17 protein-coding genes are annotated in these 15,251 nt (G+C 64.4%); all 17 read right to left on the bottom strand.

Going from position 1 to position 15,251, the window contains the following annotated elements:
* Positions 1-1,106 (bottom strand): replication initiator protein A (locus FHS82_RS20325; protein ID WP_208394384.1); only part of this gene is annotated, 1,106 nt, incomplete at its 3' end.
* Positions 1,107-1,123: 17 nt separating this feature from the next.
* Positions 1,124-1,405 carry a helix-turn-helix transcriptional regulator gene (locus tag FHS82_RS20320; RefSeq protein ID WP_003167739.1) on the bottom strand — a complete coding sequence of 94 codons (282 nt, stop codon included), beginning with the start codon at positions 1,403-1,405 and terminating at the stop codon, positions 1,124-1,126.
* Positions 1,406-1,540: 135 nt separating this feature from the next.
* Positions 1,541-1,867, bottom strand: coding sequence for a DUF2285 domain-containing protein (locus FHS82_RS20315; RefSeq protein ID WP_083825826.1), 327 nt, complete (start codon positions 1,865-1,867; stop codon positions 1,541-1,543).
* A gap of 190 nt (positions 1,868-2,057) precedes the next feature.
* Positions 2,058-2,312, bottom strand: a complete 255-nt coding sequence (locus FHS82_RS21285; protein ID WP_083825825.1) for a transcriptional regulator domain-containing protein — start codon at positions 2,310-2,312, stop codon at positions 2,058-2,060.
* A gap of 112 nt (positions 2,313-2,424) precedes the next feature.
* Positions 2,425-2,688 carry a DNA -binding domain-containing protein gene (locus FHS82_RS20310; protein ID WP_029371816.1) on the bottom strand — a complete coding sequence of 88 codons (264 nt, stop codon included), beginning with the start codon at positions 2,686-2,688 and terminating at the stop codon, positions 2,425-2,427.
* 94 nt (positions 2,689-2,782) lie between these two features.
* Positions 2,783-3,043: a helix-turn-helix domain-containing protein gene (locus tag FHS82_RS20305; RefSeq protein WP_029371814.1), complete on the bottom strand. Its 261-nt coding sequence runs from the start codon at positions 3,041-3,043 to the stop codon at positions 2,783-2,785.
* A gap of 281 nt (positions 3,044-3,324) precedes the next feature.
* Positions 3,325-3,726 carry a single-stranded DNA-binding protein gene (locus tag FHS82_RS20300; protein ID WP_003167746.1) on the bottom strand — a complete coding sequence of 134 codons (402 nt, stop codon included), beginning with the start codon at positions 3,724-3,726 and terminating at the stop codon, positions 3,325-3,327.
* A gap of 707 nt (positions 3,727-4,433) precedes the next feature.
* Positions 4,434-4,850, bottom strand: a complete 417-nt coding sequence (locus tag FHS82_RS20290) for a hypothetical protein (protein WP_010395074.1) — start codon at positions 4,848-4,850, stop codon at positions 4,434-4,436.
* A 164-nt stretch (positions 4,851-5,014) separates the two neighbouring features.
* Complete coding sequence (locus FHS82_RS20285; protein WP_010395073.1) at positions 5,015-5,947, bottom strand: DUF2493 domain-containing protein; 933 nt, start codon at positions 5,945-5,947, stop codon at positions 5,015-5,017.
* 335 nt (positions 5,948-6,282) lie between these two features.
* Entirely contained in the window at positions 6,283-7,320 is a 1,038-nt protein-coding gene (locus tag FHS82_RS20280; protein WP_119036660.1) for a DUF7146 domain-containing protein, read from the bottom strand.
* Positions 7,321-11,667 (bottom strand): bifunctional class I SAM-dependent methyltransferase/DEAD/DEAH box helicase, encoded by a 4,347-nt coding sequence (locus FHS82_RS20275; protein WP_166956411.1) that lies wholly within the window; start codon positions 11,665-11,667, stop codon positions 7,321-7,323.
* Positions 11,668-11,825: 158 nt separating this feature from the next.
* Positions 11,826-12,470 (bottom strand): hypothetical protein, encoded by a 645-nt coding sequence (locus FHS82_RS20270; RefSeq protein WP_010398890.1) that lies wholly within the window; start codon positions 12,468-12,470, stop codon positions 11,826-11,828.
* Positions 12,463-12,879, bottom strand: coding sequence for a hypothetical protein (locus FHS82_RS20265; RefSeq protein ID WP_010398887.1), 417 nt, complete (start codon positions 12,877-12,879; stop codon positions 12,463-12,465). The genes FHS82_RS20270 and FHS82_RS20265 overlap by 8 nt, the downstream gene beginning before the upstream one ends.
* Before the next feature lie 74 nt (positions 12,880-12,953).
* Positions 12,954-13,148, bottom strand: coding sequence for a hypothetical protein (locus FHS82_RS20260; protein ID WP_010398885.1), 195 nt, complete (start codon positions 13,146-13,148; stop codon positions 12,954-12,956).
* 9 nt (positions 13,149-13,157) lie between these two features.
* On the bottom strand, positions 13,158-13,559 hold the full coding sequence (locus tag FHS82_RS20255) for a hypothetical protein (RefSeq protein ID WP_010398883.1): 402 nt from the start codon (positions 13,557-13,559) through the stop codon (positions 13,158-13,160).
* 72 nt (positions 13,560-13,631) lie between these two features.
* The gene (locus FHS82_RS20250) at positions 13,632-14,189 is read right to left on the bottom strand and encodes a hypothetical protein (protein WP_010398881.1); all 558 of its coding nucleotides are present in this window, start codon (positions 14,187-14,189) and stop codon (positions 13,632-13,634) included.
* A 195-nt stretch (positions 14,190-14,384) separates the two neighbouring features.
* The gene (locus tag FHS82_RS20245; protein WP_010398879.1) at positions 14,385-14,549 is read right to left on the bottom strand and encodes a hypothetical protein; all 165 of its coding nucleotides are present in this window, start codon (positions 14,547-14,549) and stop codon (positions 14,385-14,387) included.
* Positions 14,550-15,251: the final 702 nt, after the last annotated feature.

Below are 15,251 nucleotides of genomic sequence, written 5' to 3'. Positions count from 1 at the left end.
TCCGGCTCCCGGTCCGTGAATCCGGTTCGCGTTTCCTGGAGCGAGTTCATGAAACCTCGCCCCGGTTCGCGAAACCTGGCACCCCGACAGATGTTTTCCACATCGCGCGCGCGCTCTTCAAAGTTAGATTCTTGGTTAGACTCTAAGTTAAGGGCGCGATTTCGCTTTTTGTTTCCAGAGCTTACACCCTGTTTCGGTTCCCGATAGCACGAGCCTCCGGTTCCCGATAGCACGATAGGTCGGGTTCCTGATAGCACGAGGCCGTCCACAGGTTGTCCACAGGCCGCCGATGGTTCGAAAGCAAGCAGCAACCGGCCGCCGACTTCGACCTCAAGGAACAGCGAGTAGCCGGGCAATGGCTGGCGGCGAATGATGTCGCGCAGCTCGAACGCGAAGCGCTTGAATGGCGAAAGACTGCCGGATTTCTGATGCAGGTGGCGGAAGTCGAAGCGCCAGCCATTGCGTTGTTTGCCGCCATGCTTGCGCACAATGCGGTAGAGCCAGCGGTCGAGGCCTCCAGTGAGACCGAAATAGTCCCGGTCTATGGTCAGGACGAGCGCATCGTCGAGAACGGCGCGGTAGAACCAGTCCGGCACGATCAGCTCGATGCCGGCGGGACGCCCCTGGCGATCGGTGCGCTCCTGCCATTCATTGATCCAGGAGAAACGGTGGCGGCGGCCTTCGGCCGCTTGCCGTATCGAGGTTGCGACCGTGGTCGACTGCAGCCGGTCGAGGGCAGCCTTGAGGCGCTGATAATCGCGCATCGATACGCCGCGGCCGATGAAATTGAGGATCTCGTAGGGGGTGGCGGCCATCAGGCGCGAAGTGCGAAGACCTTTGTCGCGCGCTTCGACGATCTGGCTCGCCGCCCAGATGAGGATGTCGGCATCCCAGATTGTGGCCATGCCATGATCGGGAACCGCCTCGACGCGGATGCTCACGTCGCCGGCGACGAAATCGATCGGCGCGGTGCGGTGTGACTTGGAGAGGGAGAAGAACGGATAGGCCATGAGGTCCTGCGCGTCGCGGGGCGCGAAATCGCCAGGGAGCGCGTGGAACAGATCGAGTTGTCCGCGCTCCGGAGATGGGCGATGCCGCGTCGTCATTGAAAAGACCGCGCGGATCAGCGGGCGTGACGGCCGGCATGGGATGCCGGTGCGGGCTCATGGCGTTTCGCGGGCAGCACGCTGCCCCGCGGATCGGAGGTGGACGTCACGGCGCCGCGTTCAGCCCATGCCTCAAGCTCATTGACGGAATAGACGACGCGCCCGCCAAGCTTGCGATAGGCCGGCCCGGTGCCGTAGGTCCGGTGCTTTTCGAGGGTACGGGCCGAGAGACTGAGGAATTCGGCGGCTTCCTTGGTGCGGAGGAAGCGCGGCGGCAGGGTCGCGAGATTGGCGTTCATGGTGGCCTCCGTGGCTTTCGCGGGAGCCGCTGGCGATCAGCGGCGAACGAAGGCCACGGTGGCGAAGAAGAATAGCGAAGGGGGAGTGCGAACTTGGGGGGGCCTAATTCGCACACCTTGCCCTAGTAGCGCAGGTTACGAACGACGGCGGTGGCGAAGAAGCTTGCGGTAACCGCCGTCGATCATCGCGAAGCCGTCCTTGACCAGATCGAGGACAGCGTCCCGGAGCGCGGACGTTTTCCAGGGGTCGCTGGCAACGCGTTCAACGCCGAAAATCGCTTCGGCGATCTCGCGATAGTCGGCGTTGTGCAAACGGCCGTCAGCGGCGCGCAGCATGTTTTTGAGACGACGGCGCTGCTGCGCCGTCATCCGACTGTCCTGTGGCACAGGCAGGCCGTGAAGGCTTCGCCAGAGTCTGATCAGTGACTGGACACGATCCAGGCTGTGGGCGTCGAGCGGAATGATGGCGGCGATGGACTGCGTCGGCTCGAGACCCGCTCTCGCGACAAGGTGCAGGCGACCGCTTCCGGTGAGAACCGATATATGCAGTCCTTCCTCTGAACTGCGGCTGATTTCCGAGCGAATATCCTCGAAAATGCGAGGGCTGACCTGCTCAATTTCCGGGGCGGGTCCGATATGGACTACGCTGGTGTCAGCTTCCGGCGTCCAGAAAACAGGTTGTTCGAGTGCATTCAGGCTGGGCCTGGCGGGGAAATCGGAGACCCCAGCGATCGCCGATCGCTTCGGTCTCAGGCCCGAGTTCGGAGGCCATGCGGATGGAGTTTGCGTAGTCGCGCTGGTAATCGAGATTGCGCCGAAGGCACTCCCACGCCAGTGCATCTACATCTGCCCGATCGAGATAGTCGTATGTAGTTGATGATCGCCATTCTCTTGTATCGGGCGTCATTTAATCCTCCCCGTTCAGCGAATACGCGTACAGAGCGAATTGATTCCGGGGATTCTATTTCTTGGGAAGGTTGCAAGGCGCAACAGGCGTTGCACTTGAGACAACACGGGATCTAATGAGGCCGGCCGCGCCTGAGCTGCCGGTAGCCATGCTCGGTCATCCAGTGTGCGCGAGCCAGATGGCTGTCGTGGACGCGGCGAGCGCGGTCCGGCTCAGTCGTTGGACAGATGCCGAAAAGAACCTCGGCCGCTTCGCGCCAGTCTGCTCCATCTGCCTCTGCGTCCAGCAGACGAGCATAGAGCTTGATGTGCTGTCGGTCATATTCGGTGAGCGACAGCATGGAAGGGGCTTCGTCGAGGAAATCAATTGTGGTCATTAGTCGGCACGTGACACTCTGGGATGGCGGTTGCTATTCTTAAGCACCATTACAGCGCGACGATGACAAGCGGGAGGCGGTAGAAGGGTGGGAATTACCGGACTCTGCTGCGTTCGGCTGCTTCGTGCACATCGACAAGCATAACCCCTTCGTTGCGGCCCGATCTGATGAAGGCGATTCCTTCGGCCTCAAGCGCTCTGCGGACCTGGTCGCTGGTGCTTTCATACACACGCAGTTCAGCGGCCGACTCCATGCGCTTGAGCGCCGTCAGCGAAACCTTGGCCTTGTCAGCGAGCATCTCCTGTGTCCAACCCAGTAATGCGCGCGCGGCCCGTGTTTGTCGGGAAGTGATCATGCATGATCACCTCCCACCGTGCGTCAACGTCACGCCAGAACTACGGCTATTATAGACGGAGTTGGAGTGGAAAGCGACCCAGAATCGGTGTTCCTAGAGATTTGACGTCTGGTCAGTGGCGGGGGCGATTCGGGCAGTGCTGGGTTCTCTCTCCAAGCCAAGGCGAGCAGGAGAGATTGTTCGAGGCTTATCGTGCTGCCGGAAGACGACGACTCATGCCAGGAACGCCAGACAATTAGGAAATCCCGGCGGCTTGCGCCGCCGGGCTCCCGGTATCCCGCTCAGAACGGGATGTCATCGTCGTCGATGAACTTGCCGTCTTCGTTCTGGGTCTGCTTTGCCCGGCTGAGGAAGTCCACCGTCTCGGCGATGATCTCGCAGCCGTAGCGCTCAACGCCCTGCTGATCGGTCCACTTGGTGTAGTGGATGCGGCCGCGAACCAGAACCTTCATGCCCTTCTCGCAATGCTGCTGGATCGTCTTACCGAGGCCGTTGAAGGCGGTGATCCGGTGCCATTCGGTGTCCTGGACGCGATAGCCGTCCTTGTCTCGGACAACCTTGCCTTCCGAGTAGCGGGGGCGCGAGGTGGCCAGCGTGAAGTGGGTGATCGAGGTGCCGCTCTGGGTGTTGCGGGTTTCGGGGTCCTGGCCGATGTTGCCGGCAAGAATGACGATGTTCTGCATTGTAAGTCTCCGTTGCTTCTCGAAGGGACCATCCCTCCGACGAGACCCGGCCAAGGCCGTCGGGAGACGCCAGCAAGTGCCGCCTTGGCGGCACCTCGCCCTTAAGGCCCGGAGTGGAGCGGGCAGCCGCGCTTGCGCGGCAACACGGTCCGGAGCCGCGGGGGTTGCGGTCGGAAACCGAACGGACTTAGGGGATCAGTCAGTCGGAGGGATTGGCGCCTCGGAAAGCTCACACCGGGGACGCACAGCAGAACCGTTCGTCCTTCCCGGCAACGAGGGCGCTACAGGCCCCGATATGAAACCCGCATCAGAGCGGGGTGCGCGCCGCCGGGATCGCCGTCACGAGCCGCAGCACGCCGCCAGTCGGAAGGCGAGCCGGGACCAGGACGAAACGGCTATTGGGCTCCAGGATGTATGGCGTTGTTCCACCCCGTCGGCCGAAGGTGCGATCCAGTGAATTGCAGGGCTGGAGAGCATGAAGGTGTTCGCGGACGCCACGACACGGAGGGGAACGAAGCAGAGAGTGGCGACCTTGCTAAGGCTGGGAGGGTATCAGCCGATGACCGACTTCCACAGCGGGGCCAATCGGAGCGAAGACCCTGGCCCTTACAGCGCCGGTGGCGCCATTCCTCAGAGCAGGATGCCGGAAGCCCAACAGTGCAAACCGGCGCAGATTTTTTTGTGACGAGCGGCGATTCGCGATCGCATCAGCGAGACAGGACGCCTGTACCGAGCGCATTGAGATTGAGCATCGCCGCTATGCCGATGAAGAGACCGCCGGCGCCGCCGAGCAGGTTCAGCATAATCGTCGAGTCGACGAAATTCTTCGTGACGCCATGCACGAGCGCATAACCGGCGATCATCGCCGGCACCGCGAATACGGCGAGGGCGATAAGCCGCAAGGCCGGGTTCTTGGCAAAGCCTACGACGGCGATGACCAGCGCCACGGATAGCAGCGCCGCGCCGAGGGCGGCGAGCGCCGACAACAGGAAGCCGGCCTCCATTCCATAGACATATTGAAAGGCCGTCAGCCCGACCATGAACGGCAAGGCGTAGATGGCAAAGTTGTAGGCGATGACGCAAAGCGCGATCGTCAGGGAGATGGCAAGCAGGATGAGGGTCACGGCAGCCTCCGCATGAACGATTGAGGATCACCACAGGCTGCCGGATAATACGCTCCGCCTGCGACTATGCCAGTTCGCCGTTGCTGCAAATATTCTTCAAGAAAGCCATCAACCTCGTGTTCAGTCAAGTAGAGGCGGCTGGCAGGCCGCCGAGCGGCGGCGCTTTACGCGCCGCCGTCGAACTTCATGACTGGAATGCCGAGCTTGCGCGCCTTATCCGCAAGGTTCTCCTGAATCCCGGTGCCGGGGAAGACCAGGACGCCGACCGGCAGGACATCGAGCATGGCGTCGTTGCGCTTGAAGGGCGCGGCCTTGGCGTGCTTCGTCCAGTCGGGCTTGAAGGCGACCTGCGGCACCTTGCGACTGTCAGCCCAGCGGGAGGCGATCAGTTCGGCGCCCTTCGGCGAGCCGCCGTGCAGGAGCACCATGTCCGTGTGCTTGGCATGAACCTGATCGAGCTTCGTCCAGATCAGGTTGTGATCGTTGAAGTCCGCACCGCCCGTGACGGCGACTCTGGGACCGGCGGGCAGCAGCACCTCGGTCTCGGCCCGGCGCTTAGCGGCGAGGAAATCGCGGCTGTCGATCATTGCCGAGGTGAGGTTGCGATGGTTGACCATCGAACCGCTGCGCGGCCGCCAGGGCGTGCCGGTGTGGTGCTCGAAGGCGTCCGCCGAGAGGTCGCGGAAGAGTTCCATGCTGTTGCGCCGTTCGACCAGGGTCTGTCCCTCCGCCGTGAGGCGTTCGAGTTCGACGCTCTTGACCTCGCTGCCATCCTGTTCCCGCTGAAGGCGGCGCTGCCCCTGCTCGTTGTCGTCGAGTTCGCGTTCGACCCGGTCGGCGGCGCGATGGAAGAGATTGACCGTCGACCAGAGGAGATCGTCGAGATCGGGTTCGAGGCGGGTGTCGCCGAGCGTCGAGACGAGGGCGTCGAAGATGTCTGCGACGGCTGCGGCGACGGTGTTGCCCTCCGGTAGCGGACGCGGATCGGGTTCGTCCTGGAAAGGGCGGTAGCCATAGAGCTGGAGTTCGGTGAGGACGTGATCGGTGGGGGATGAGGTGTGGAACGGCTCGAAGCCTGCGTCATCGTCTTCGTTCATCATCGGGAGCATCCTTCGTCTAGAGACCGCGCCCATCGCGGCCTTCGCAGGCGTCGAAGCTCACGGGCGGGACGGCCTGGCAGCCCTCGTGCTCCCGCGAGGGCCTTGATGGCCAAGCCGGCTATTTTGCTTCGCGATGCAAAGGCGGGGCTTGCCCCGCCGGCGGAAAATAGCCGAAAGCGCAGCGCCATTGCCCGGCTGGCCCGTTTGTGAGCCGATCGCCCCCTCAGAAGGCCGTGGGCGCCCTCTCCGACGCGGGAAGGGTGTTCCCGATGATGAGCGGAGACGGCAGGCGGAGCCATTCAGAGCTTTGCCCCATCCCCCCGCCGATCCTCTCACCCCTCCATGAACCGGCTGACGTCCACGGGATGAAGCTGATCCTTCAGGGCCGCCCGGAGGGCATCGACGCCGCGCCAGCGCAGATCCTCGTTGAAGTCCTCGCGCGCTGGCGACATCGCAACCGCTTCGATCCCGACGCTCGCGGCTCGGGCGATCAGGCTGTCTCTCGCGCCGTCCCCAGCCGGATCACGATCGCGAAGGACATAGAGCCTGCGTAGCGTCGCCGGGAACAGGATGGCGGCGAGGTGTGCGGCCGAGAGCGCCGCCAGCATCGGCATGTGCGGCAGAACCTGACGGGGCGACAGCACGGTCTCGATGCCCTCTCCGGCGACCAGCACATCGCCGGCAACGCCAAAGCGGACGCCGTGTCCGAGAAGGTCGCCCATCGCCCGCCTCGGCGTTTCGACAGGCGCCTTGCCCGAGCCGTCCGGGGCGAGCCAGGTGCGGTGCGCGCCGGTCTGTCGCCCGTCAAGGTCGGTGACGGACGCGATCATCGCCGGCCAGATCTCCGTGGGCGAATGCTCGTCGGGCCGATAATAGCACCGGGGATGGTAGCGCAGTGCGGTGCCGCCGATGAGCGACGTGATTGCCCGCCCGCTGAGGTAGGTCGCCGCGAGCGTGCCGGGGATCGGCTGCGACATGGCGAACAGCCGCCGCGACGCTTCGGGCGAACCGACGGCAATGCTCGATGTCCTGCCGGTCGGTGTCCCTGTCTGTTCCGGCGAGGGATGCGGGAGACTGAGGAAACGGCGCGCTTCCTCGGCCACATCCTTGAAATCGACGAGGCCAAGCGCCTCGCGGATGATGTCGAGCAGATCGCCATGGTCGCCGGTGGCGGCGTCGGTCCATTTCCCGGCCGGACCTTTGGGGGTGTCCCTGAGCCGGACATAGAGGGAGCGGCCGGGGCTGTTCTGCGCGTCCCCGACCTGCCAGTAATTGCCTGCCCTCCGACCGGAGGACAGGTATTCGCGGCAGACCGCCTCGGCCTCGCGGCCGAGGCGATGCGCCAGTTCTGAGGCGTGACGCGAAGCCATTTATGCGGCCTCCCGTTCGCCGATGCGTTCGACCGGCCAGCGGTCGAAGAGCTTGCCGATGATTACCGGCCCCTGAGCATCCACCGGCACGAAGAAGCGCAGCTTCCACGAGATGATCTCGTGATAGAGGCCATAGGCCGTGAGGCGCTGGCGCATCGTGTCGGTGAAGCCGGTGAGTTCGATGCGCAGCGCGCCCATGACGCGGACCCGGCGAAGCTGAAGGCCCTCGGCGAGATCGAGGATCGTCTTTCCGTCCATAAGGGCGGTGAAGGCATCCTCCGGCGTGATCGACGTGACGCCGGTCGCGGTCGCGTGGGCGACCCAGGCAGGCGAAACGCGGCGGCCGATGATCCGCTCGCCAGCATCGGTCTGGAGCCGATAGACGCGGGTGGATTCGTTCGGCAACCGCTTCCAGATAGGCAACAGGAGACCTGTCACCATATGCAGGGTGCTGTTGGAAAACTCCGGCACCTCGGCAATTTCGGCATTCCAGGCAGAGGCGAAGGCGTCCCGGTCGGCTTCGACCCAATGGGTCTCGGGCATGGTCTTGACCGGGATGTTGTGCGCTTCCATCGGCCGGATCAGCCGGACACGGCGCTCGATCTCGCCATCGTCCAGCATGACGCTGGTGGTCGGAACCTGCACGGCGGCGCGGCCCGACCGCTCGTTGACCAACAGGACCGCGCGCGGATCGTCCAGGTTGCCTATGGCCTCCGCCAGCGTGACCGGATGGTTGCGCTTGCGCTCGGTGATGGTCAGCAGGCGGGTCTGGGCGCCGGTGCGCGGGTGCGTATAGATCGTCTGGCGGTCGGTGACGAAAAAGCTCTCCGCTCGCAGCGTCTCCAGCCCGGCGTCATAGGTGCCCGACGCGATGGCGCCCTCGATGCGCGCCGTCAGAAGTTGCTCGAAGGCGGTAAACAGCACGCCCTGAAGCTCAATCGTCAAGGCCAGCAGCCGGTTCAGGAAGGTCGTGATGGCTGGGAGGTCATCCTTGATGCCGTTGGAGTCCATCAGTTTCAAGCCGGTGGCGCTCTCAAAGCGGTCGAGCGAGCATCCCTCGACCTTGCCGCGGACCAGCAGCAGGTAGAGCTGGCGCAGCGCGTCGCGGGCGTAATGCGATTCCAGATTGTCCTCGGGCCGAAACAGGCCCTGACCGCCGGTCTGGCGCTGGCCGCGCGTGATCGCGCCCAGGGTGTCGAGACGGCGGGCGATGGTCGAGAGGAAGCGCTTTTCGGCTTTGACGTTCGTGGTGATCGGCCGGAACAGGGGGGCTTGCTTCTGGTTGGTCCGGTGCGTTCGGCCAAGCCCCTGGATCGCAGTATCGGCCTTCCATCCGGCTTCGAGCAGGTAATGGACGCGCAGCCTCGTGTTCCGTGCCGACAGTTCGGCATGATAGCTGCGGCCGGTGCCGCCGGCGTCGGAGAACACCAGAACCTGCTTGCCGTCGTCCATGAACGCCTGGGTTTCGGCCAGGTTGGCCGAAGCTGCGCGGTTCTCGACGACAAGGCGATCAACAGTGACGCCCTTGCCAGCCTTGCGGATGATGCGCCGCGACCGGCCCGTCACTTCAGCCACGGTATCGGTGCCGAAATGCTGAATGAGCTGGTCCAGCGCACCGGGGACCGGCGGCAGGCTGGCGAGCTTTGCGATCAGCTCGTCGCGGCGGGCGACCGCTTCGCGGCTTTCGACGGGCTGGCCGTCGCGCATGACGGGCCGCGACGACATATTGCCCTCCGAGTCGGTGAACGGCTCGTAGAGCTGCACCGGGAAGGAATGGGCAAGGTAGTCCAGGACATATTCCCTCGGGGTGATGTCCACGCGGACGTCGTTCCATTCCTCGGTCGGCAGCTCGGCCAGCCGGCGTTCCATAAGCGCCTCGCCGGTCGAGACGATCTGGATCACGGCCGAATGGCCCGCCTCCAGATCGGATGCGATGGAGCGGAGCAGCGTCGGGGTTTTCATGCTGGTCAGGAGGTGGCCGAAAAACCGCTGCTTGGCCGACTCGAAGGCCGAGCGCGCGGCGGATTTCGCCTGCCGATTCAGGGTGCCCGTGCTGCCGGTAATATTGGCCGCTTCCATCGCAGCATCCAGATTGTTGTGAATGATGGCGAAGGCCCCGGCATAGGCATCGTAGATGCGGGTCTGTTCGGGGGTCAGCTCATGCTCGACCAGCTCGTATTCGACGCCGGCGAAGGACAGCGACCGGGCGGTGTAGAGGCCGAGGGCGCGCATGTCCCGGGCCAGAACCTCCATCGCCGCGACGCCGCCGCCCTCGATAGCCTCGACGAATTCGGCCCGCGTGGCGAAGGGGAAATCCTCGCCGCCCCAAAGGCCAAGGCGCTGGGCATAGGCGAGGTTGTGGACCGTAGTGGCGCCGGTCGCGGAGACATAGACGATGCGGGCATCCGGCAGGGCGTGCTGGAGGCGAAGCCCGGCTCGGCCCTGCTGGCTGGCAGCGACATCGCCCCGTTCTCCCTTGCCGCCTGCGGCGTTCTGCATCGAATGCGCCTCGTCGAAGACGATCACTCCATCGAAATCCTCGCCCAACCATTCGACGATCTGTTTGACGCGTGAAACCCTATCGCCGCGGTCGTCTGAGCGTAGCGTGGCATAGGTCGTGAAAAGGATGCCTTCGGGCAGCGTCACGGGCTTGCCCTGCGGGAAGCGCGACAGCGGCGTAACCAGGAGGCGCTCCATGCCGAGCGCCGACCAGTCACGCTGTGCGTCTTCCAGCAATTTGTCGGATTTGGAGATCCAGACGGCCTTGCGGCGGCCCTGCATCCAGTTGTCGAGGATGATGGCGGCGGATTCCCGCCCCTTGCCGACGCCGGTGCCGTCACCGACGAAGAAGCCTTGCCGGAAGCGGACGGCGTTCTTGGCGTCCTCGGCCGCCGCGCTGACCACATCGCAGGTCTCGTCGACGGTCCAGGCCCCGGCGAGATGGTCGGCATGGGCCTGGCCGGCATAGATGACGGTCTCAAGCTGCGCGTCGGACAGAAGACCGAGAATGGTCTTTGGCAGATGCGGCCGGTAGCTGGGCTTCGGCGGGGCGACGCTCGCCATCGCCGCCGACTGGACGAGCTGGGTTGGATGAGGCTGGGCGCCGGGAATACGGATGACCTGAAGCCCGTATTCCTCATAGATGGCGTCGGTGATGTGGCCGCCCTCGGCCGGCTGCCAATCGACGATCTCATAGTCGAGCGGTGCGGCTTCCGGTTCGGTCTGCGGCGCCGGGCGGGCGGCTTTCGCGGTGGCGGCGATATAGCCGCGCACGGTGCGAGGCGCAGGCGCTGCGGCAACCGGAACAACGACTGAAGGATCGACAGGCTGCCGCGCGGGCAGGCTCGCGCCGATCCAGGCCATCAGGGTGGCGGCATCCGGTGCGGCGCCGGGAGAGGTTGGGAAGACTGCCGGATCGTCGGCGGGCAGCTTGTCGATGACGGTGATCCGGGTATCGATCGTCGTGCCATGCTTGGCATAGACAGAACCATCGACTGCGGCAGAGAAGACCACGCGACCGCGCTCCTGCAGCCGGACGAAGGCCGGGGTCCAGGCAGGATTATCGGGGGCGAAGCTCGCGCCGGTGATCGTCACCAGCCGCCCGCCGGGCGCAAGGCGCGCAAGCGCCGAAGCGACGTGGCGGAAGGCGGCATCGGCGACGCGGCCCTGGACATTCGCCAGCGCCGAGAACGGCGGGTTCATCAGCACCACGGACGGGACCAGGGCAGGATCGAGGTGATCGTCGATCTGCGCCGCGTCGAAACGCGTGACGGACAAGGCGGGAAAGAGGGAGGAAAGTAGACCGGCGCGCATCTCGGCCAGCTCGTTGAGGACGAGGGCGCCGCCGGCGATCTCGGCCAGGATGGCGAGCAGTCCGGTCCCGGCCGAGGGTTCCAGAACCCGGTCGGCGGGCGTGATGGCGGCGGCGGTCGCCGCTGCCAGCCCCAGTGGGATCGGGGTGGAGAATTGCTGGAAGGTCTGCGCCTCCTCCGAGCGGCGTGTATGGGTCGGCAGCAGCCCGGCGATCCGTGTCAGCAGCGGCAGGCTATCGGCTGGCGAACCGGCTTTACGGAAAAGCGCCTTTCCGTACTTGCGCAGGAACAGGACGATCGCGGCCTCGCAGGCGTCATAGGCGGTTTTCCAGTCCCAGGCGCCAGCGGTATCGGACGCGCCGAAGGCGGTTTCCATCGCGCTGCGAAGCGTGGCGGCGTCGATGCGCTGGCCGCGCTCGAGGTGGGGCAGAAGAAGAGCTGCCGCCGAAAAGACGGACGTGGCGGCATGGCTGTCGGGGACAAGCGGAAGCGGCCCGGCGACCGATGCCGCCGCAGATGCGGAAATCATGTTCATGGAGGAGACCTCGGGAGAGCAGGACAGGATCGAGCCGCGCAGCGCTCTCTCTCGACCGCACAGGCTCAAACCCGTCCCGGCCTCCTCTGACTCTCGAAAGGTGGGCCGTGGCTGGCATGCAAAAAGCGCCCTGCCGAATGGCAGGACGCTTGCCGGGTTCAGCCGAAGCGACGGCCGGTTGCCGTGAACGTGTATTCGTTGGCGGTGATCGCCTCGTCGACGGCCTCGTCCGAGGCGAGACACTCGTATTCGCGTTCGAGCTGCCGATAGAGCCAACGGGCTAGGTCGCGCAGCGCCTCGGCCACGGTGTCTTCCGCATCGGCCGTCATATCCTGATAGGTTGGACTGTCGCGCTCGACCGAGATCGTCATGCAGTATTCGTGGTAGTAGTGACCGCGATGGTTCGCCTCGGCGCTAAGCTGGTAGAAATTACGCCGCTGGACCGCCTGAAGTGCATCGGCGATGCAGTGCAGTTCGGCGTCTTGCGGCGCGTGTTCCCTGATGCGGCGCGGGGCGTTTTTCCGGTAGGAATAGAAGGTCTCGAAGCAGGCGCCGTCGCCCTGGCTCCAGAACCCCCGAAACCAGATGCAGGGCTTCTGCCAGGAGCCGACGCCGTTGAGCCGCATGCTGCGGGTTTTCAGCCGAAGGCCGAGGATTTCCGCGATCTGTTGGAAATCCTCGTAAACGGCATCATACCAGTCGTAGTCGAAGCCGCCTTCGCGATACCAATCGCGGGCCTTCTCCTTGGCGGCGTCAGCAAGCTCGTCGAGCTGATAGACCGTGGTTTCGATGACCTTACTCATCTGAGCCGCCTCCATCGAGAACCTGGGCGAGCCAGCCATCGGTGTAGGTCCATGCCACCGTCTCGCCGGTGGCGAGGTCGAGGACATGAGCGCCGCCGCCGAAACCGTCGAGGCGCGGCCGCGAGCAGGTGTTAGCGTATTGGAAGCCCCAGAGACCACTGAGGCGGAACTCGGTCGCGCAGATCTTCACGAACTGGAGCAGACGCTCGGGATCGCCTGTCTGGTCATCGCGCATCCAGAGCCGGCCACCCCCGTGCTCCGGCTGGATCGATAGGAGAAACCCCTCGGACGGCGGTTCTTCGGAAGCGCCTTCCTCCGAAAGCTTGTTGTAGAGGTCGAGCGCTCGGGCGGCATTATCGGGCGTGCCGACGTCAAGAAGGCACGAGAAATGGGTAAAGTAGTTGGCCATGTCAGGCTCCTGAAACGAGAAAGCCCGGCGCGATGGCCGGGCGAGGTTCAAGGGATGGACGCGGTGCGGAAGCGTCAGAGGCGGAACTGCGCCACAAGCCGCTGGGCATCGGCATGGTGGCGCAGCATGTCGCGATAGAACCGCTTTCGCGCGCCCCGCAGTGCGGGATCGCGCCGGGCCGATAAAGCCAGCTTGCAGCGCGCGGCGCGGATTACGGCGCGCTCGCTGTCCCAGACCAGGATGTCGAGGCGCAGGTAGGTCTCATACATCGCCACCACCTAGACGTTGATGCGTTCGCACAGAGCGTCGATACGAGTCGGATCGAGGCCGGTATGCGCGCCGTCATTGGTGACGATGTTTTCGAGCGCAGGTTCGAGATCGCCGCGCCCCAGGGCGAGCTGGAGGAGGCGCAGCCCCGCCAGCAAGGCGTCGCGCTCCTGGGCGGTGACGCCGATGGTCAGGAAGGCCTCTACGGCTTCACCGTCTTCGAGGAGGCGAACGCCGCTATGCTCGTCGATCTCGTAATCGTCGAACTCCTGCACATAGCCGGTGGGGAGCCATGCGCCTTCGTAATGAACGCTCCGGACGAGACTTCGCGCCTCTTCGGGCGTGTCGGCCTCTAGGACGGTTTCGTAATAGACGAAGGCGTCGTGGCCTTTGCTGACTACGAATTTCGGCATGGGAAAACTCCATAGGTGAGAACCCGGCGAAGCGAAGCGCCGGGTCGGATGGGTGGAAATCGGGGGATGGGATCAGGCGGCCTGTGGCAGCCGGAGCAGATCGGCGGCGGCCTCGCGCCAGAAGGGGTCGACCAGGCGTGCTTCGAGCAGGCCGGCCTGGTGGCGATGATTGCGGGCCGCACGCTGCTCGCCCCGGCCGGAGGCGGCGAAAGCCAGTCCGCGCAGGCGGCTGGCTTCGGTCACGATCCGGCGGGCCTCGCCGTCGCTGGCGACGGGCTGTTGCCAGAGAATGATCCCGGCGCGGATTTCGCCGGCCAGAACCAGATTCTGATCGTTGTCCTGGATGACGGCGAAGCGTGGATGAAAGCGCAGCGTCTTATCTTGTCTCACGCCAATGCCGCCGCGCCTGACCGAAACGGCCGCGAAGCTGGTGGCGTTCTCCAGCGACGGGCGGTCGCCGAGAAAGACGCTGCGGTCGAAGCTGTCGGCCTCGTCGGTGCCGACATAGCGGGCCGTGCCGATGCAGGTGATGCGCAGCGGCAGCTTCGCGGCAAGGCGCAGCCGGGGCAGGATCTGATGCGCGAGGATGTCGCCGATCGGGGCGAAGGTGGTTTGAGGTGCAAGGGCCATCGCAGGATGCTCCAGGACGGGCGCCGGGAGCTCTCTCTCCGACAACCAACCCGTCACGGAAAACCCGTCCGCACTCTCACTCTCCCTTGCCGGGGCATGAGCCGGTGCCGCTGCCGGCGATGAGCGGTAGCGCAGCGCTGAAGGCCCGGACGCGATCTTGCGCTCCGAGCCGTCGGGGTGAGGCGCTGTCGCGCCTCAGCCGAAGGGATCAAGTTCCAGCCTGACCATTTCTTCGTCGCCATCGAATTCGTTGGCGGGCATGGCGCCGTGAGTGCCGTCCCCGGCCTGGAAGACGATGATCGAAACCATTAGCGTGGTGGCTAGGCTTGCGGCGAAAGCGGTGGCATCTGCATAGGACATGGTTCCGGCTCCTGTCTTGGGAGGCGGGGGACCATCCCCCGCGCGACAGGCGCCCGAAGTGTCTGACCGGCTCTGCAATCACCCTCGGGCGTTCGGACCTTTTCCGAATCCCCGAGGGCGGCACGCGCGCGTAAGCCGACCCCTTGCGGGTTGATTGATCAGGAGACGGATCGGACCAAGGTTTGCGAATGGAAGCGGGATGGTGTCCGGCATCAGACAGCAGCCGGATCATCAATCTAAAGGGATGCCATTGCCCCGCACTTCCCGCCTAATGGTGAAGCGAAGATGTTTGAGGGTCTGAGCTGCCCGGGCACGAGCTTGGCCCGCTATGGCGTTGCATGGCGCCGAGGTCCACCGGTCGAATTGATGAGAATACTATGAGCGGCCGGTTGCGTCAGGATGGAATTCATACGCGCTCGAAGCTTTGATGCGGCCTCTTGTTGAGGTGAAACCATGAGCAGAAATGCACTTTTGCGGGCAACGATGAAGACGAAAGAGAGCAGCCGATCATCCTGGCGTATGGCGATGACGGTTATCGGAGCGGCCTTCGGGATTTGGACGAAGCCCGACACACCGAACCAACAAGGCGATCGACGCTCATGATGAGTGGCTATTTGACGGGTAAGTCCGCCAATATCGGTGGCGAGCGACGGCGTTATACGGTCATTGAGAAGCCCGATGGGTGGTGCGTAAGCCTGAACG

Origin of the sequence: Pseudochelatococcus lubricantis, from assembly GCF_011762225.1 — a bacterium.
Taxonomy (GTDB): domain Bacteria; phylum Pseudomonadota; class Alphaproteobacteria; order Rhizobiales; family Beijerinckiaceae; genus Pseudochelatococcus; species Pseudochelatococcus lubricantis.
Note: the sequence above shows the minus strand (reverse complement) of the source record. Positions and strands in the feature narration are given on the sequence as shown.